This is a genomic window from Tatumella saanichensis, assembly GCF_000439375.1.
GTDB classification, from domain to species: Bacteria; Pseudomonadota; Gammaproteobacteria; order Enterobacterales; family Enterobacteriaceae; genus Tatumella; species Tatumella saanichensis.
This window is the reverse complement of sequence record NZ_ATMI01000012.1, coordinates 12679-29212: the sequence shown is the minus strand read 5'-3', so window position 1 is coordinate 29212 and position 16534 is coordinate 12679. Positions and strand designations below refer to the sequence as shown.

Sequence of the window (16534 nt, the reverse complement as noted above, 5' to 3'; positions counted from 1 at the left end):
TGATTATGCGATAGTGTGCTCTAAACGACCAATATTGCTGATTTCCACAGAAATACGGTCTCCTGGGAACATAAACAATTGCGGGGTACGGGATTTTCCGACGCCGCCAGGAGAACCTGTAATGATCACATCTCCTGGTGCCAGCGGTGTAAAACAAGTCACGTAGGCAATGATATCAGAGACAGAGTGGATCATATTGGCAGTTGAATCGTGCTGCACCTGCTGATCATTAAGGAAGGTTTTAATGTCCAGAGTCTGCGGATCAGGAATATCCGCCGCGGTCGTCATCGATGGACCAAAACCGCCGGTCGCCGGCCAGTTTTTACCTGCGGTAAACCACGTAAACTGCATATCACGGACGGTAGCATCCATAAAGCAACTGTACCCCGCTACGTAATTCAGAGCTTCGCTAGCCGGAACTTGGTGGGCGTGTTTACCAATAATGACCGCCAGTTCGCCTTCGTAGTCAAACTGCTCGCTGCTGACAGGTTTCTGCAGTGGGGTGTTATGGGCAGATAAGGTATCCGCGAAGCGAATAAACAGCGTCGGCGCCGGGTTAGTTTCATTGAACTCTTTACGCTTCTCAGAATAGTTCATCCCGACACACAGAATTTTTTCCGGGTTCGCGATCACCGGTAGAAACTCAATTTCATTGAGGCTGTAATCGGCCGCTTTACCGGCCAGCGCAGCAAGCTCCGCCAGCGCATCAGCGCTCAGCACAGCTTTAAGATCTTTGTAATCAAGGTAACGGGTGGCATCAATAACGCCGTTTTCCCGGATCAAACCGTAACAGTGACGGTCGGTGCTTTTAATTTTAAAACTACATAACTGCATATTAATTTAAAGTTCTTATCGTTGTCAGGGTTACTATATTATCGCGATTGTCAGCCAGCAGATCCAGCAAGAAAATGCTTACTAGAAAACATATTAATTTAATTCTTTCGATGTTAGTCACCGAAAAACCCCTAACCCACTGAAAAATATGATTATCGTAAAGAAGCCAATAGCGAAATAATCTCCTGCAATTATAGCCTTACACGCTCAAATATGTGGATCAAATCCTTAGATGATAAAAATAAATACTACTATCCAGTGCTATCACCCTCTGAAATAAACATATCGGTATAAAATATCGACTATCTGCCGATTAAAATTTTTCACTATACAAATCAATACCCCTCATCCTTAAACCAGGTTTCCACCCGCATCCTCAGGTAATTGATGGTTTGATAAAGTCTCCCAAGGTAAGTATCGGTTAACTACCCGCCACGGTTGAGCTGTGGTAGCGGGTAGTGGCCGACTGCCGTTGATAACTTATACCACTACAGGCTATCGAGCTCCGGCGGTAGTGCACCGGAGGCATACTGCGACAGGCTGCCAAATAGCGGATCCCATTGGCAAACAGTGAGGCTGACGATCAAGCCTTCACGGCTGAAGGGATCTGCGGCCACCCACTCACCTACCTGCTGTTCATTGTCGGCACGGAAAATCAGTAATCCCGCCCGTAACTCAGCACCGACCACCGGCCCGGATGCCAATAAATAGCCCTGTTCAATCAACCCCTGAAGATAACGAACATGCTCTAACACGTACTGATTCCATTTGTCCCCATCAGGGTGTTCCATTTTAACGATAAATAGCATAGTGACCTCCTTAACAAGTGAGGCCACAGTGTATTAAACACCATTCATCACTTAAAATGGATAGTGAGTGGTTTCATAAACAACCAGGAGTAGTTAATGCCAGACAAAATAACGGGTATGCAGGTGTTTGTGCAGGTCGTCAGATCAGGCTCTTTCGTTGCGGCCGCGGATAGGCTCTCCCTCTCCCCGCAAATGGTTGCCCGCCACATCAGTGCCCTTGAAAAGCAGCTAGGTGTTAGCCTACTCAACCGCACTACCCGTACCCAGAACCTGACGGCTACCGGCAGCGATTACTACCAGCGCTGTGTAGAGATCCTGACAGCCATTGAAGATGCTGAGCGCCAGGCTCGCCATCCGCTCAGCGAACCGGCCGGTACCTTAAGGATCAACAGCCCGATGACCTTTGGTCGTTACTCCCTGGCACCCTTACTGAGCGACTTTATACAGCGCTATCCTAAAATCCGTGTCGAGGTAACCCTCTCTGATAGCCTGCTGACGCCTTCACAGAACGGTGGAGATTTGGTGATCCGTATCGGGGATATTGACCCGCAACTGCGTCTAGCCGCGCGAAAAATGAGTCCCTATCGATTGTCGCTGTTTGCCTCCCCCGATTACTTAAAACGTCAAGGTACTCCTAGCCGACCGGAAGATCTGCACCAACACCGCTGCTTAGGATTTATGCCGTGGCTTACCGGCAGCCGTCACCAATGGACTTTGTGCTCCGCCGATAGCAGCACAGACTACCCGCTAGAGTTTGAGCCACAACTGATTATCAATGACTGGGCAGCCTTGGCAGAAGCTGCTTTGAATGGCGCTGGCATAGTCGCAGGCTATCCACCAGCACTGCATAATGCGTTACAACAGGGTCTAGTGGTACCGGTATTGGCAGACTACGCATTGCCCGCCAGACCGATGCATATGCTGTATGTTCCACAGCGCCTCCAAGAAACGCCCTTGCGCCTTCTGGTCGATGCGCTGTGCTCAGCATTCCCCGCTTAACCTCTCCCTTAAGGACAGCGCTTTTAAAATCATGAGCTATGCTTATCTGTGAAAAGGTTATTTATTGATGATTCAGTCAGACAAGGAGCAGGATAATGATGAAATCAGCGGGTATTGCAATCGGGTTGGCAGTAATGAGTTTCGGTGCCTTTGCAGCAAACAATCATGACGATATTCTGTCAGACACTGCCCTGAAAAGTCAGGCTGCACTGATTTGTAGTGCACCTTATCGTCTGGAAGCGGCTAAACCGGACTTTAAAATTAATAATTCAATGAACCCCGCGACCAATTCGCCGTTCAACCAAGACGTGCTGACTGCCTATCGCAGTTACTTGAAAGCACACCCGGGTAATGTGAAAACCGGCAATATCAATCCTAAACAGGGTAATTGTACCAATAGCGTCGTGCATAGCTACCGTTCACTGTTTGGCAGTCATTGATCACCCGAGGTTCCGTTTATACTGAGTGATAGACGGAACCTCGCCTAACAGGTATCAGTAGAGATGTTATCTGGTAACTTTCTGTTAATAAGTTCTGCAAAAAACTTTTTGCTGTACACTATCCCTAGCGATAGGTAAATGTCCTCGTACACGCCTTCTGTTCTCCACGAAAATTTCACATGCACCCTTGGCAATCGGCCCATACGTGGTAATCATACGTGGTACTGGAGGCTAAGGTAACCCTCTAGTTATTGCGATTTTTTTTTAGCACATTGCCTAATTAATCTGCAATGTTTGCCATTTAGGATGCAGTATTCTTATCTTTATACTGACTGGGTCGCGCATTAATCTCGATTGTAGCCACACCAATTACCTTAACCCCTGTTATCATGGTAGTGACAATTCCCATTTTAATGTTTAACCGCCACTGCACAGTTATTGTGTGGTGCGCAGCGCTTATTTTATCGGAGTACAGAAGATGCTTTTTTCTGATCAGCCGGGTGATGAAGGGCTCCCCGGCCCGCAACGACGCTTGGCAATGATCGCCGTGATGATGACCACCGCGATGACCGTGTGTGACGCATCGATGGTTAACGTCGCCCTGCCACAAATTGCAAAATCTATGCAGGTACAGGCCTCAGAGGTCGTCTGGGTGTCTAACGGCTATCTATTAGCTGCTGCCATGACCCTGGCTATCTTTGCCGCTCTGGCAACACGTGTCGGTTTTCGCCACCAGTTTCCTTGCGGCATCGCAATATTTACCCTCTCCTCTTTAGGTTGTGCCCTGTCCCATACTCCTGAAATGCTGATCACCATGCGAGTCATTCAGGGTATCGGTGCAGCAACCACCCTGAGCATCGGCCCAGCCATCATGCGATCGATTTTCCCCAATCGCCTACTGGGACGGATCCTCGGTATGAATGCCCTGCTGGTGGCGTCTTCCACGGCGCTGTCACCGCTGTTAGGAGGAACATTGTTATCTGCCCTGAGTTGGCAGTGGCTGTTCGCCATTAACCTGCCGCCTGGCATTATCGCCATGACCCTCGCTTGGAAAGTATTACCGGAGCGCAAGAAAAAAATCACAGAGCGGTTTGATGTTATCGGTGCGGTATTGTCAGCAATTATTCCTGGCTCACTGATCATGGCAGCCGACAGTTTTGCTCTGCGGGCAAACCAACATTTCAGTAGCGAGATCGTGTTGCGCGCGTTGGGTTTTCTAGCACTGGCGTTATTGGCTGGCCTCGGTTTTGTGCTCAGCCAAAAGTGGGTGACTAAACCGCTGCTGCCGTTGTCTATCTTTAGATCATCACGGTTTTCTTTGGCAGCACTGACCTCAATGTCCTCTTTTGTCAGCCAAGGGATCACTTTTATTGCCCTGCCGTTCTTATTCCAAAACGTTTATGGTTACAGCGCACTGGTGTCAGCCTTGCTGTTTACCCCTTGGCCACTGGGCATTATCCTCGCCGCGCCTCATGCCGGGCGCCTTTCTGATCGTATCCGCCCTGCCATTATCTCCACAACCGGCTTAGCACTGTTTGCCCTCGGCCTGCTGCTGCTAGCTACGCTGCCGGAACATGCCAGCGTGGTCGATATCTGTCTGCGCAGTTTGGTGTGCGGGATTGGTTTCGGCTGTTTCCAAAGCCCGAATAACCGCGAGATGCTGTCAAATGTCTCTCGAGAAAACAGCAGTTATGCCTCGGGAATTTTGGCGATAATGCGGATGTTCGGTCAGTGCATGGGAAGCGCCTGTATTGGGGTGATTTTGGCACTGTTTGGCCAACAAACACTGAGCAGCGAAAGCCATGCGGTGCATACCGCTCTGTGGTTTGCGGTCATCAGCTGCCTGCTTGCTATGGCCGCCAGTATCAGTCGATTACGTCAATCTTAAGCTGCATAGGCGCCGACAAATGCCGGCGCTGTGTTAGGTTAAGCGCGTGGCAGATGCTGCTCGATAAAGCGTTTCAGCAAGGCGGTGGCTTCCGGTGTGTCGGTGCTTTGCTCAAGCATGGCATCAGTATCCCTTCCTTCACCGCTAAAGATCTCTCGATTACGCTCGATCATCGCCTTTGATGCAAGCGGGGTAAATTCGGGATGATATTGAGTTGAAATCGCATTCGGCCCGTAGCGCACCACCTGATGAGGGTCGATTTCTGAACTGGCGAGGACCGTTGCGCCTTCGGGCACCTTCACCACGCTCTGCATATGGGTGAGATGTGCGGGGAACACCTGCGGATAGCCTGCCAATAAAGGCTCATTTTCTGCCTCTGCGGTAAGACGAACCGGCAGACACCCCGTTTCACGAATACAAGGTAGATAATCTACCTCACCGCCTAGTGCATAAGACATTAACTGATGTCCGTAACACACACCGAACAGCGGCATATTGATTTCCATCGCCTTACGTAACCACAGCGCAGTGGCTTCGCTCCAGGGTAATTTATCGGTGACCATCGCCCAAGAACCGGTAATGATAGCAACCCGCTGGGGATTTGGTGGCGGTAATATCTCACCCTCAAACACCCTGACGACCTCAATCTCTGAACGGGAATAGCCGATAGCTGCACTGAACCAGTCAGCTAAGTCACCGTATTGCTCACGGATCTCCTGCGGTGGAGTACCGGTTTGGATAATAATAATTGCTGGCTGATTCATTTATTCACACTGTTACTGAGGGCACAGACCCTATTGATTAATGATTGTGATCACTTTTATCACAATCTCTGATAGGGATACAGATTTTCAGTGGCTCTATAAGTGACATTGTCACTAAAACTTCTCTTTGTCACTGTCCTGCCATTTTCACGCCGGCACTTCCCCCTTGCCGGTAATCGTTCTATCATTAAGCGGATTTGTTTATTATTTGGGATTGATATGAAAACGATTATTGAAGGATTTCTCAACTTCCAGAAAGAAGTTTTTCCAGAACGTAAAGAGCTGTTCCGCAGCCTGGCTTCCAGCCAGAATCCGAAAGCCCTGTTTATCTCTTGCTCAGACAGTCGTCTGGTTCCTGAGCTAGTCACCCAACAGGAACCTGGCCAGCTATTTGTGATCCGTAATGCAGGAAATATCGTTCCTTCTTTTGGTCCTGAACCAGGCGGTGTCTCGGCGACCATCGAATACGCCGTGGTCGCCTTGGGTGTGCGTGATATAATTATTTGTGGACACTCTAACTGTGGTGCCATGGGTGCGATTGCCAAATGCCAGGACATGCACACTATGCCTGCGGTCGAGCATTGGTTACGTTATGCGGATGCTGCAAAAGCGGTCGTCGAGAAAAAACAGTTAACCGATGAAGATCAGAAAGTGAATGCCATGGTCCGTGAGAATGTCATCGCTCAACTGAATAATATCAAAACTCATCCGTCGGTCGCGGTGGCACTGCGTAACAACCAAATTCGCTTACATGGCTGGGTCTATGATATCGAAAGTGGTGAGATCCAAGCCCTAAACGAAGGTGGAAAAGAGTTTGTTTCCTTGGCAGACAATCCTGGGACTTGCTACGAATAAATCACAGCGTTCAGTCTCTGTGATCCCTGTTGCGTTAATGACGTAACAGGGATTCTCCCACCCTGCCTTTCCTTCAGCAATTCCCGCACTCAGCCGCTATGAAAGGGTATTACCGACACCACCAGCAGCAATGCCATCAGACGGTTTATACGCCGCCAGCCGGATTCCGTTTTAATCTGACGTGCCAGCACGGATCCCGCTACACACCACAGGCTCAGCGATAATAAGCCAGCCAGACCTAAAGTCAGCCCCTGAATGATTGCCTGCAGCCCGGGTGTGACCTGCGGAATAGCATAAGAAGCTGCGGCCCCGAGGCTCATAGCCCAGCCTTTCGGATTAAGCCAGACCAGCCAGACAGAGGCCATAAATCCAGGTGGCTTACTGAGTGAGGCACCGGAATGCGGTGAAGCACTGCGAGCCATCCTTACTGCCAGTGTCAGCAGATACAGAGAGCCGGCCAGTTTCATCGCCAGTTGCAGTGAACTGTGTCCCTGAATGATGCCGGCCAGTCCCCGCGCGGCAACCCCGCTCATCAGTGCCAGCCCTGCAACCACTCCTGCGATAAAAGGCAGTGAACGTAAAAATCCATAACGGACCCCGGAAATCGTCGCCACCGTAGTGGCTCCTCCGGGGCTGAGGGTTGAAACAACAGCAAACAATATCAGGGGTAACAGATTTGTCAGTAACATTAGTCCTCCGCTATCAGTGAACGGACTGTAGCGGTAATGAACTCATTAATGAAACGAATGTTATGCATCCCTGACATTAAGGTTCATAATGGCAGAATGATAAGAAACCTCGATATTTCTCTGTTGCGGACTTTTGTGACTGTCGCCGACCATGGCGGGATGACTGCTGCCGGTCATTGCCTGCACCTGACACAAAGTGCCGTCAGTCAGCAAATCTCACGGCTGGAGGCTCTCTGCGGTCCGTTGTTTATCCGGGGAGGCAGGAAACTGCGCCTGACAGCGACCGGTGAACGTCTGCTGGAAAAATCCCGCCAGATGACAGCCCTGAATGATGAGCTATGGCGTGAGATGAATACCGGGCCGGTCACCGAAACCCTGCGCCTGGGTCTGCCGGCCGACCTGATTAATACCGGAATGCCGCAGATTATCCGGCAGTTCTGCCGCAGCAACCCGCAGACAGATATACAGCTTTTTTGCCTGCCATCACCGGAACTCAGGGAAGCGACAGAAACCGGCCGTCTTGATCTCGCACTGACCGAAGAACCGGCCGGGGAAAATCACGGGGAACTGCTGCGGACAGATAAACTGATCTGGGCCGGAGCGAAGGACGGAAGCGCGTATCTGAAACGCCCGCTGCCGGTATCAATGGTGGCAGAAAACTGTGCATTCCGTCCTCTGGTTACTGCAAGCCTGGCTGCCAGCGGTTTGCCATGGAGAACATTGTTTGAAAGCGGCAGCCCGGAAGTCACGCTGGCCACAGTCTCCGCCGATCTGGCGATCACGGTTTGTTTGCATTCGCTGCTGCCTGCGGAACTGATTTCGCTCAGCCATCTGCCTCAGTTACCTGATTTACCGGCATTTTCGATTAATCTCAGAATGAAAAGAGGACAGCCATCTCCGTCCGTCACAGCACTGGCCAGGGTGATCCGTCAGGCATTTATTCCGCCGTTACAATAGACTACCGCTGCCGGTTCCCGGCTGCACAGACCACGGGGGATGCCCCTCCCGGAGAATGTCTCTGATTTGGGTTAATTTATGGAATAATTCCCTTTTCCCCCAGCCCGGGTTTGAGATACAACGGTAGTACGGTTGTTCACCTGCGGAGAATATGATGAGTCTACAGGTTGATAAATCTACACTCGATACGCTGTTTCATCAGGCGCGAACCCATATCACTGGCTGGATAAACCGGTGCCGGATGCCACCCTGCAAATGCTGTATGAGCTGGCCCGGCTGGGGCCGACATCCGCAAACTGTTCTCCGGGACGCTTTGTGTTTGTAAAAACACCGGAAGGAAAGGAACTGCTCAGACCGGCATTATCGGCGGGGAATATTGAGAAAACCATGAGCGCACCGGTAACGGTTATTGTGGCATCCGATATGGCTTTTTACGAGAAACTGCCGGGACTGTATCCCCTTGCGGATGCCCGCAGCTGGATTACCAGCAGTGAAACTCTGGCGAAGTAAACCGCCTTCCGCAACAGCAGTCTGCAGGCCGGTTATCTGGTGATTGCTGCCCGCGCACTGGGGCTGGATGCCGGACCCATGTCCGGATTCGATGCCGAAAGAATCAATCAGGATTTCTTCCACGGCACTGACTGGCAGGTGAATTTACTGATTAATCTCGGTTACGGTGATGCCACTAAACTTCATGACCGCTTACCGCGTCCAGATTTTGAGGAAGCCTGTCGCTTTGCCTGAACCACTGCACTCCGCTTTGCAGAGCGGAGTGCAGGTACTGCCTCCGTTAAGCACAGTTCATTCCAGTAGGTTAGCCGCAGCAGACGCTGCTGCTTACTGTTTTTCATCATGCAGCCACTGCGGATCGATATACCCAGGGCCGATGCCGTAAAGTCCCAGTATCGGTATCATGGATTCAAACAGTAAATGGCTGTCCTGAACCCGCTCTGCTGCCGCTGAACGGCGTGCCGACCGGCTCTGAGTGAATAGCTGCTGCCAGAAGCGTATTACCATGATCATTTCCCCCTGATGTTCTGATAGACACAGTTCAGCCTAAAAACACGACGGAGGGAAATATCAAATGCGCCGTTAGAATTTACAAATATTGCATTACCCGATGCGGCGCGGTCCGCAGCTCAACGGGGACGCAGCCCGCCGATGATCACCTGCTGAATACTGGCCAGGGTTTCACTGAAAAATTCCGGGTCCTGCAGGGTTTTTCCGGTGAGGACCTCAACCTGACTAGCAAAATCGGCATAATGCTGAGTGACAGACCACAGCATAAAAATCAGCTGGTAAGGCTCCGTCTCCGCCAGTGCCCCCTCCCCGATCCAGCGCCGGATCAATTGTGCCTTTTCATCCACCACCTGATGCAGATCGCCTTCAAGCTCGCCCCGGAGGACAGGCGCACCCTGCAGCATTTCCAGACAGAACAGCCGTGAGGCTCGGGGATAATCACGGGAAACTTCCAGCTTGAGCCGGATATAATGACTGATCGCCTCCAGCGGCGGCAGGCCGTTATCCAGCGCCCGTAACGGTATCAGCCAGACGGTGAGAATATCCTGTAATACAGCCAGGTAGAGTTTTTCTTTCGACGGGAAGTAATAAACCAGATTGGTTTTGGAAACATCGGCCAGCTCAGCTATCTGCTCTATCCGTGTGCCCTGCAGGCCGAACTGAGAGAACAGTGTCAGTGCGGCATTCACTATCAGGGCACGTTTCGCAGCCACAGCCCGTGAGCGGCGTCCGGCACTTTTTTCATCAGCCTTCACTTACATCCCCTTTTCAGTGATTTTTTGCATCATAACAGAGTCACATGCAGAGACATCAGACAGCCTGCCCTTTTTTTGCACAACTGCCTGAAAACTGTGCAGCGATTTTTGACCAAATGGTCCGTTTCAGACCATTTATTCTGCCCTCAAATAAAACATTATCTCCATCCTGCTGTTTTTATTCACCTTTCCCTATCTGGCATGGCTTTTGCTTTATTTATCTCAGCGACGATTAAAGGAAATGCAGGATGCGCCGCCGCCGGTCTGACACAGTACTCTTTCATTAGTCGGGGGGTTGATATGAAGATAGGCGTTTTTATTCCGATTGGTAACAATGGCTGGCTGATCTCCGAAAATGCTCCGCAATATATGCCCAGCTTTGAACTGAACAAAACTATCGTCCAGCGGGCAGAGCATTATCAGTTTGATTTCGCCCTCTCAATGATCAAATTACGCGGTTTCGGCGGTAAAACCGAATTCTGGGACCATAACCTGGAGTCATTTACCTTGATGGCCGGGCTCGCCGCGGTGACCTCTCGTATTGAGTTGTATGCAACGGCTGCCACCCTCACCTTGCCTCCCGCCATTGTGGCCCGTATGGCCACCACCGTTGATAGCATTTCCAATGGACGTTTTGGCGTCAATTTGGTGACTGGGTGGCAAAAACCCGAATACGAACAAATGGGCTTGTGGCCGGGAGATGACTATTTTGCCCGCCGGTATGACTATCTCACCGAATATGTCACCGTGTTGCGGGATCTCTGGGGTCAAGGACAGTCTGATTTTAAAGGGGACTTCCTGACCATGAATGATTGCCGCATGAGCCCGAAGCCTCAGAAACCGATGAAAGTGATCTGTGCCGGTCAGAGCGATGCCGGTATGGCCTTTTCTGCCCGCCATGCGGATTTTAACTTCTGCTTTGGTAAAGGCGTCAATACACCGACCGCTTTTGCGCCAACGGCAGCCAGGATGCAGCAGGCCTCTGATGAAGCCGGACGCGATGTCGGCTCCTACGTTCTGTTTATGATCATTGCCGATGAAACCGATGAAGCGGCACGTGCCAAATGGGAACACTACAAAGACGGTGCCGATCACGAAGCCCTCGCCTGGCTTACCACCCAGAGCAAACAGGATACCCGTTCCGGCAGCGATACCAATGTACGGCAAATGGCCGACCCGACCTCCGCCGTCAATATCAATATGGGCACGCTGGTCGGCTCCTACGCCACTGTGGCTCGCCTGCTGGATGAGGTTGCCACCGTACCGGGAACCCGCGGCATTTTACTGACTTTCGATGAGTTTGTGCAGGGCATAGAAAACTTTGGTCAGCGTATACAACCACTGATGTCCAGCCGACGTGATGCTATAAATGCGATGAAAGAGGTAGCCTGATGACAACTGTAATCTGTACGTCCGCAAGCCAAGAAAACAACGTGGTACTTACTGCCCGCCCTGAGTCGATTGCTTTCCCCCCTGAGCAAACGGCACTGATTGTGGTGGATATGCAGAATGCCTATGCCACCCTCGGCGGTTACCTGGACTTAGCCGGCTTTGATGTCTCGGCCACCGCCCCAGTGATTGCCAATATCAAAAAAGCAGTGGCCGCCGCCCGTGCCGCTGGGATCCGGATTATTTGGTTCCAAAATGGCTGGGATGACCAGTATATGGAAGCCGGGGATGCTGGATCGCCTAACTATCATAAGTCGAATGCCCTGAAAACCATGCGCCAAAACCCAGAGTTACAAGGTAAGTTACTGGCGAAAGGTGGCTGGGATTATGCGTTAGTGGACGAATTAATCCCAGAGCCAGAGGACATTGTGATCCCGAAAATCCGTTACAGCGGTTTCTATAACACTCCACTGGACAGCATTTTACGCAGTCGCGGTATTCGTCACCTGATCTTCACGGGGATCGCCACCAATGTCTGTGTGGAGTCCACCCTGCGTGACGGCTTCTTCCTCGAATATTTCGGGGTAGTTTTGGAAGATGCCACCTATCAGGCTGGCCCCCCTTCTGCTCATGATGCGGCACTGTTTAATATTCAAACCTTCTTTGGCTGGGTTTCCGATACTGACAGCCTGTGCCAGGCCCTAGTGCCAGCAGCAGAGTACGCCAGACCGGCAGCCTAACTTTTTACATTAGCGTTCACACTCACATTATCTAAGGAAGATATTATGCCAAAAACCGTTATCACTCCTGCCGGAACCGGCACCCCACTGGCTCCGTTTGTCCCAGGTACCTTGGCCGATGGCGTGGTCTACGTTTCCGGTACGCTGCCCTTCGATGAGCATAACAATGTGGTACATGTGGGTGACGCCGCAGCACAGACACGCCATGTCCTGACCATTATCAAAAGTGTGATCGAGACCGCCGGTGGCAGTATGGAAGATGTCACCTTTAATTCTATTTTTATCACTGACTGGCAAAACTATGCCGCGGTAAATGAAGTCTATGCCGAGTTTTTCCCCGGTGAGAAACCGGCTCGATACTGTATTCAGTGCGGGTTGGTAAAACCCGATGCCTTGGTGGAAATTGCCACGATTGCCCATATTGGAGGGTAAAGCGCCGCGATGAAAATAGAAATCAGTGGTTGTCACTCGCCGCTGGCTCCGGTGATTGTGTTGTCTGCCGGACTAGGCGGTACCGGAAATTTCTGGCAGCCCCAACGGGCTGCGCTCGACGCGCATTTCAAGGTGGTCAGTTATGACCACCTTGGTACAGGAAATAACCCGGCAGAACTGCCGGAAAATTACAGCCTGAAAACGATGGCCGCTGAGCTGATACAAGCACTTGATGAGCAGGGAATCGACCATTTCAGCTTGGTCGGTCATGCGCTCGGCGGACTAATTGGTCTACAGCTAGCCGCTGATTTTCCACAGCGTATCCAAAGTCTGGTCGTGGTCAATGGCTGGCTGACGTTGAATGCCCATACCCGTCGCTGTTTTCAAGTGCGACAGGATCTGTTACTGAATAGCGGAGTGGACGCTTTTGTCCGCGCACAGCCGCTATTTCTTTATCCGGCCGATTGGCTGGCTGAGCATCAGCAACAAACTGAGGCGGCAGATGCCCATCATGCCGCCCACTTTCAGGGGAAAAATAACCTAATGTGTCGCTTATCGGCACTGATGGCGGCGGATTTCACCCAAATTGCCCCCCATCTCCAGCTACCCGTGCTGCTGATGTACAGCCGAGACGATCTACTGGTGCCCTGGACCTGTTCTATCGCTTTAGAAAAAGCCTTACCACATGCCGACAGTTGCGGCATGGCTCGTGGGGGGCATGCGATGAGTGTGACCTACAGTGAGGAGTTCAATCAATGGCTGCTGCCTTGGCTGCAGCAACATGCCGTCAACTAAACTGCCAGTGATTCTGTGGCAGACAGAAACACTGGCCTGTTCCCTATAACCCGTACTGCTTTCTGCCACCGTGTCCCGCCACCGCACCACTGGCGGGGAGCACTCGCAAGGTTATGATGTTGGAGTGCCGTAGGATGCGGCAAGGATCTCCGGTTTAGGCGGCCATGCATCAGGGAGCGTCGGGAGATGCCCAGCCCTGAGGGTCCGTTCTTGAGCGGTGACCAAATCGTCACTGATCGGGCAGCAGTTGTCATCGATGCCGATCACTTGCTTATCCATTCTCCGGGAGTACAGCAACTATGAACTGGTTTCCTGTCTGGCGAAAAAAAACGGCCCTGCCTGAAGGTGGGATGGTAGCTCCGGATGAAACACTGCCGCTGCTGCCGACCCTGATCCTTGGTCTCCAACATGCGGTTGCCATGTTTGGAGCCACCGTACTGATGCCCCTGCTGATGGGACTGGATCCTAACCTGAGTATTCTAATGTCAGGGGTTGGTACCCTGCTGTTTTTTATTATTACCCGTGGCCGTGTACCCGCTTATCTCGGTTCTAGCGCCTCTTTTGTCGGTGTGGTGATTGCAGTCACGGCGTTTAATGGTCAGGGCATCAATCCACATCTGGGCTTGGCCCTGGGCGGAATTATTGCCTGCGGTGCCGTCTATTCCTTGATTGGGCTGATTGTGATGAAAGTCGGTGCAGGTTGGATAGAAAAACTGATGCCGCCAGTGGTTACCGGTGCCGTTGTGATGGCGATTGGTCTTAACTTGGCGCCTATCGCTATTCACAGCGTTTCTGCTAACAGCTTTGACAGTTGGATGGCAGTGATTACGGTGGTGTGTATTGGCATAGCCGCAGTGTTTACCCGTGGGCTGCTCCAGCGGCTGCTGCTACTGGTCGGCTTGATAATGGCCTGGGTCATTTACGCGCTGTTAACCAACGGATTAGGTCTGGGCACTCCGGTAGACTTCAGCGCCCTCAAAGCCGCCCCATGGTGGGGGATCCCCGCCACCACAGCGCCGGTTTTTGACTGGCAAGCAATTGTAATGATAGCGCCAGTCGCCATTATCTTGGTGGCCGAAAACCTTGGGCATCTAAAAGCTGTCTCCGGGATGACCGGTAAAGATATGGACCCGTGGGTAGGCCGGGCATTTCTGGGGGATGGTCTAGCCACTATGGTTTCTGGCAGTGTAGGCGGCAGCGGCGTAACCACTTATGCAGAGAATATCGGCGTGATGGCGGTCACCAAAGTTTATTCTACACTGGCATTTGTCGCGGCGGCACTTATTGCCCTATTACTCGGTTTTTCACCGAAGTTTGGCGCATTGATCCATGCTATCCCTGCGCCGGTGATCGGTGGTGCATCGATTGTGGTGTTCGGTCTGATTGCCGTCTCCGGCGCTCGGATCTGGGTACAGAATCAGGTGGATCTGGGACGTAATCATCATTTAATCGTGGTGGCGGTAACCTTGGTATTAGGTGCCGGTAATTTTTCACTGACACTCGGCAGTTTCACCCTAAGTGGTATCGGTACTGCGACGTTTGGAGCAATTTTGCTAAATGCGTTTCTCAGCTACCGGTATAAAACCACTGATACGCCCACAGCGGCTCCCCTGACACCGTCGGTCAAATCGGACGGCCTGCATTAACTGCCTACCTGACCGTCCCGCTTTCACCAGGGACGGTCAATGCAATGGCTGAAAACTATCCCCAAAGCCTCCGCAAAACAGTAGATTCACGATCCCCCCTCTGGCACTATCATCGTCACCCTAGTCCGCAGAGTATCTGTTTTCAGAGGAAATAATGCCTGACATCACCAGTTTCAGCCTGTTTGTTTTATCGGTATTCTTATTATCCGTCACTCCGGGGCCCGATATGGCCTATGTCATCGGGCAAAGCATGGCCAATGGCCGACGAGCCGGTCTACTGTCTGCGACCGGTGTGGCATTAGGCAGTGTCACTCATGCCCTCGCCAGCACCCTTGGCTTAACCGCCTTAGTCGCTGCCTCACCGCTGTTGTTTACCTTGGTCAAATATCTGGGGGCTGGCTACCTGATTTATCTGGGTTCACGTATGCTGTTAAGTACGCTGCGTCATACCGTTAACACTGCGCCGGACAGTGATAAAATCCGTCGCGGTACACCTGCAAGAGAACTATTGCTCAAGGGCTATATCACCACCCTGACTAACCCAAAAGTCTTACTGTTTTTTATCTCATTCTTCCCGCAGTTTGTGACTCCCAATGGTTCACATCATAGCCAAGCGTTCCTGATCCTCGGACTGACCTATGCATGGGTGGCTTTTATGGTAGATATTTGCTGTGCACTGCTGGGAGGCGCAGCCGGCGGCGCATTGGCCGGTAGTCCGCGCATTCAAAAGGTGCTGGACAGGATTGTCGGCACAACCTTTATTGCCCTAGGGGTTCGGCTGGCTCTGACTCGTCGCTGACAGGAGTACGCTCGGGGACAGATGAACTGCCCCCGGGCCAGGTTTATAGTCCCAGATCGCTCAAGGAGGGATGGTCATCAGGACGTCGGCCTAAGGGCCAGTGAAACAGACGCTGCTCCTCACTGATCGGCAGATCATTGATACTGGAATGGCGAACACTCATCAGTCCATCCTCGGCAAATTCCCAATTCTCATTTCCATAAGAACGGAACCAGTTACCGGTACTATCATGCCACTCGTAGGCGTAGCGCACTGCAATACGATTACCACTGAATGCCCACAACTCTTTAATCAGACGGTAATCCAGTTCGTGCTGCCATTTTTCCTGCAAAAAGTCTCTTGCTTGTTCACGGTTATTCACAAAAATGGCGCGATTACGCCAGCGGGTATCCTCAGAATACGCCAGAGAAACCTTATCGGCATCACGGCTATTCCAACCATCTTCGGCCAGTCTCACTTTTTCGATTGCCGATTCACGGGTAAACGGCGGTAATGGCGGACGTGTGCTCATTCTACGATCTCCAAGGCAGTAAAAGGCAGGCCTATAGGCCAGCTTAAAGCAGTGTGTGTGCCGATTAAAGGGCTGTCAACTGCGGGGCTAGTTACCAGAGGGGAAGAATAAGGGACTATGGATTAGAATAAAGGTGTTTTATCTCTATGACTGCATTGAAGGCTTAGACTTTTGGTTTATCTGGGGAGTGGAAGTTGGTCTTAAAGAGAAAC

18 protein-coding genes and 1 pseudogene are annotated in these 16534 nt (G+C 51.5%); 12 read left to right on the top strand and 7 right to left on the bottom strand.

What is annotated here, in order from left to right; all coding sequences use genetic code 11:
• Positions 1–3: 3 nt before the first annotated feature.
• On the bottom strand, positions 4–834 hold the full coding sequence (locus DW47_RS0105830; protein ID WP_029685454.1) for a fumarylacetoacetate hydrolase family protein: 831 nt from the start codon (positions 832–834) through the stop codon (positions 4–6).
• A gap of 488 nt (positions 835–1322) precedes the next feature.
• The gene (locus DW47_RS0105825; RefSeq protein WP_029685453.1) at positions 1323–1643 is read right to left on the bottom strand and encodes a YciI family protein; all 321 of its coding nucleotides are present in this window, start codon (positions 1641–1643) and stop codon (positions 1323–1325) included.
• A 96-nt stretch (positions 1644–1739) separates the two neighbouring features.
• Here DW47_RS0105825 and DW47_RS0105820 point away from each other — a divergent pair, with 96 nt between their 5' ends.
• From DW47_RS0105820 to DW47_RS0105810, 3 genes are all read left to right on the top strand, one after another.
• A complete protein-coding gene (locus DW47_RS0105820) occupies positions 1740–2642 on the top strand; it encodes a LysR substrate-binding domain-containing protein (RefSeq protein WP_029685452.1) in 903 nt (300 codons plus the stop codon).
• Between the two features lie 95 nt (positions 2643–2737).
• A complete protein-coding gene (locus tag DW47_RS0105815) occupies positions 2738–3082 on the top strand; it encodes a hypothetical protein (RefSeq protein ID WP_029685451.1) in 345 nt (114 codons plus the stop codon).
• Between the two features lie 478 nt (positions 3083–3560).
• Complete coding sequence (locus DW47_RS0105810) at positions 3561–4970, top strand: MFS transporter (RefSeq protein WP_029685450.1); 1410 nt, start codon at positions 3561–3563, stop codon at positions 4968–4970.
• 38 nt (positions 4971–5008) lie between these two features.
• Here DW47_RS0105810 and DW47_RS0105805 read toward each other — a convergent pair whose 3' ends face one another.
• Positions 5009–5734, bottom strand: a complete 726-nt coding sequence (locus DW47_RS0105805) for a glutamine amidotransferase (RefSeq protein ID WP_029685449.1) — start codon at positions 5732–5734, stop codon at positions 5009–5011.
• 219 nt (positions 5735–5953) lie between these two features.
• Here DW47_RS0105805 and DW47_RS0105800 point away from each other — a divergent pair, with 219 nt between their 5' ends.
• Positions 5954–6589, top strand: coding sequence for a carbonic anhydrase (locus DW47_RS0105800; RefSeq protein ID WP_029685448.1), 636 nt, complete (start codon positions 5954–5956; stop codon positions 6587–6589).
• An 89-nt stretch (positions 6590–6678) separates the two neighbouring features.
• On the opposite strand, the gene DW47_RS0105795 is transcribed toward DW47_RS0105800, so the two are convergent.
• Positions 6679–7278: a LysE family translocator gene (locus DW47_RS0105795; RefSeq protein ID WP_029685447.1), complete on the bottom strand. Its 600-nt coding sequence runs from the start codon at positions 7276–7278 to the stop codon at positions 6679–6681.
• A gap of 48 nt (positions 7279–7326) precedes the next feature.
• Here DW47_RS0105795 and DW47_RS0105790 point away from each other — a divergent pair, with 48 nt between their 5' ends.
• Both DW47_RS0105790 and DW47_RS16255 read left to right on the top strand, forming a co-directional pair.
• Positions 7327–8235: a LysR family transcriptional regulator gene (locus tag DW47_RS0105790; protein ID WP_206537842.1), complete on the top strand. Its 909-nt coding sequence runs from the start codon at positions 7327–7329 to the stop codon at positions 8233–8235.
• Between the two features lie 154 nt (positions 8236–8389).
• A pseudogene (locus DW47_RS16255) lies at positions 8390–8979 on the top strand (malonic semialdehyde reductase).
• Positions 8980–9072: 93 nt separating this feature from the next.
• Here DW47_RS16255 and DW47_RS0105780 read toward each other — a convergent pair.
• Both DW47_RS0105780 and rutR read right to left on the bottom strand, forming a co-directional pair.
• Positions 9073–9252 carry a hypothetical protein gene (locus DW47_RS0105780; RefSeq protein WP_152473136.1) on the bottom strand — a complete coding sequence of 60 codons (180 nt, stop codon included), beginning with the start codon at positions 9250–9252 and terminating at the stop codon, positions 9073–9075.
• A gap of 122 nt (positions 9253–9374) precedes the next feature.
• Entirely contained in the window at positions 9375–10010 is a 636-nt protein-coding gene (rutR, locus tag DW47_RS0105775) for an HTH-type transcriptional regulator RutR (RefSeq protein WP_029685444.1), read from the bottom strand.
• Positions 10011–10310: 300 nt separating this feature from the next.
• On the opposite strand from rutR, the gene rutA reads away from it, so the two are divergent.
• From rutA to DW47_RS0105740, 6 genes are all read left to right on the top strand, one after another.
• Positions 10311–11402 carry a pyrimidine utilization protein A gene (gene rutA / locus DW47_RS0105770; protein WP_051150842.1) on the top strand — a complete coding sequence of 364 codons (1092 nt, stop codon included), beginning with the start codon at positions 10311–10313 and terminating at the stop codon, positions 11400–11402.
• Positions 11402–12139: a pyrimidine utilization protein B gene (gene rutB, locus DW47_RS0105765; RefSeq protein ID WP_029685441.1), complete on the top strand. Its 738-nt coding sequence runs from the start codon at positions 11402–11404 to the stop codon at positions 12137–12139. The genes rutA and rutB overlap by 1 nt, the downstream gene beginning before the upstream one ends.
• A gap of 45 nt (positions 12140–12184) precedes the next feature.
• Positions 12185–12571 (top strand): pyrimidine utilization protein C, encoded by a 387-nt coding sequence (gene rutC, locus DW47_RS0105760; protein WP_029685440.1) that lies wholly within the window; start codon positions 12185–12187, stop codon positions 12569–12571.
• A gap of 9 nt (positions 12572–12580) precedes the next feature.
• Positions 12581–13366 (top strand): pyrimidine utilization protein D, encoded by a 786-nt coding sequence (gene rutD, locus DW47_RS0105755; protein ID WP_029685439.1) that lies wholly within the window; start codon positions 12581–12583, stop codon positions 13364–13366.
• Positions 13367–13665: 299 nt separating this feature from the next.
• Entirely contained in the window at positions 13666–15012 is a 1347-nt protein-coding gene (locus DW47_RS0105745; protein WP_051150837.1) for a solute carrier family 23 protein, read from the top strand.
• A 154-nt stretch (positions 15013–15166) separates the two neighbouring features.
• Positions 15167–15811: a LysE family translocator gene (locus DW47_RS0105740; RefSeq protein WP_029685437.1), complete on the top strand. Its 645-nt coding sequence runs from the start codon at positions 15167–15169 to the stop codon at positions 15809–15811.
• 43 nt (positions 15812–15854) lie between these two features.
• Here the strand turns inward: DW47_RS0105740 and DW47_RS0105735 are convergent, their stop codons facing one another.
• Positions 15855–16322, bottom strand: coding sequence for a nuclear transport factor 2 family protein (locus DW47_RS0105735; protein WP_029685436.1), 468 nt, complete (start codon positions 16320–16322; stop codon positions 15855–15857).
• Positions 16323–16534 lie beyond the last annotated feature (212 nt).

Excerpts from the sequence above, each read along its gene's own strand:
- DW47_RS0105830 (WP_029685454.1), bottom strand. The coding sequence starts at position 834 with ATGCAGTTATGTAGTTTTAAAATTAAAAGCACCGACCGTCACTGTTAC.
- DW47_RS0105825 (WP_029685453.1), bottom strand. The coding sequence starts at position 1,643 with ATGCTATTTATCGTTAAAATGGAACACCCTGATGGGGACAAATGGAAT.
- DW47_RS0105820 (WP_029685452.1), top strand. The coding sequence starts at position 1,740 with ATGCCAGACAAAATAACGGGTATGCAGGTGTTTGTGCAGGTCGTCAGA.
- DW47_RS0105815 (WP_029685451.1), top strand. The coding sequence starts at position 2,738 with ATGATGAAATCAGCGGGTATTGCAATCGGGTTGGCAGTAATGAGTTTC.
- DW47_RS0105810 (WP_029685450.1), top strand. The coding sequence starts at position 3,561 with ATGCTTTTTTCTGATCAGCCGGGTGATGAAGGGCTCCCCGGCCCGCAA.
- DW47_RS0105805 (WP_029685449.1), bottom strand. The coding sequence starts at position 5,734 with ATGAATCAGCCAGCAATTATTATTATCCAAACCGGTACTCCACCGCAG.
- DW47_RS0105800 (WP_029685448.1), top strand. The coding sequence starts at position 5,954 with ATGAAAACGATTATTGAAGGATTTCTCAACTTCCAGAAAGAAGTTTTT.
- DW47_RS0105795 (WP_029685447.1), bottom strand. The coding sequence starts at position 7,278 with ATGTTACTGACAAATCTGTTACCCCTGATATTGTTTGCTGTTGTTTCA.
- DW47_RS0105790 (WP_206537842.1), top strand. The coding sequence starts at position 7,327 with ATGAAACGAATGTTATGCATCCCTGACATTAAGGTTCATAATGGCAGA.
- DW47_RS0105780 (WP_152473136.1), bottom strand. The coding sequence starts at position 9,252 with ATGGTAATACGCTTCTGGCAGCAGCTATTCACTCAGAGCCGGTCGGCA.
- rutA (WP_051150842.1), top strand. The coding sequence starts at position 10,311 with ATGAAGATAGGCGTTTTTATTCCGATTGGTAACAATGGCTGGCTGATC.
- rutB (WP_029685441.1), top strand. The coding sequence starts at position 11,402 with ATGACAACTGTAATCTGTACGTCCGCAAGCCAAGAAAACAACGTGGTA.
- rutC (WP_029685440.1), top strand. The coding sequence starts at position 12,185 with ATGCCAAAAACCGTTATCACTCCTGCCGGAACCGGCACCCCACTGGCT.
- rutD (WP_029685439.1), top strand. The coding sequence starts at position 12,581 with ATGAAAATAGAAATCAGTGGTTGTCACTCGCCGCTGGCTCCGGTGATT.
- DW47_RS0105745 (WP_051150837.1), top strand. The coding sequence starts at position 13,666 with ATGAACTGGTTTCCTGTCTGGCGAAAAAAAACGGCCCTGCCTGAAGGT.
- DW47_RS0105740 (WP_029685437.1), top strand. The coding sequence starts at position 15,167 with ATGCCTGACATCACCAGTTTCAGCCTGTTTGTTTTATCGGTATTCTTA.
- DW47_RS0105735 (WP_029685436.1), bottom strand. The coding sequence starts at position 16,322 with ATGAGCACACGTCCGCCATTACCGCCGTTTACCCGTGAATCGGCAATC.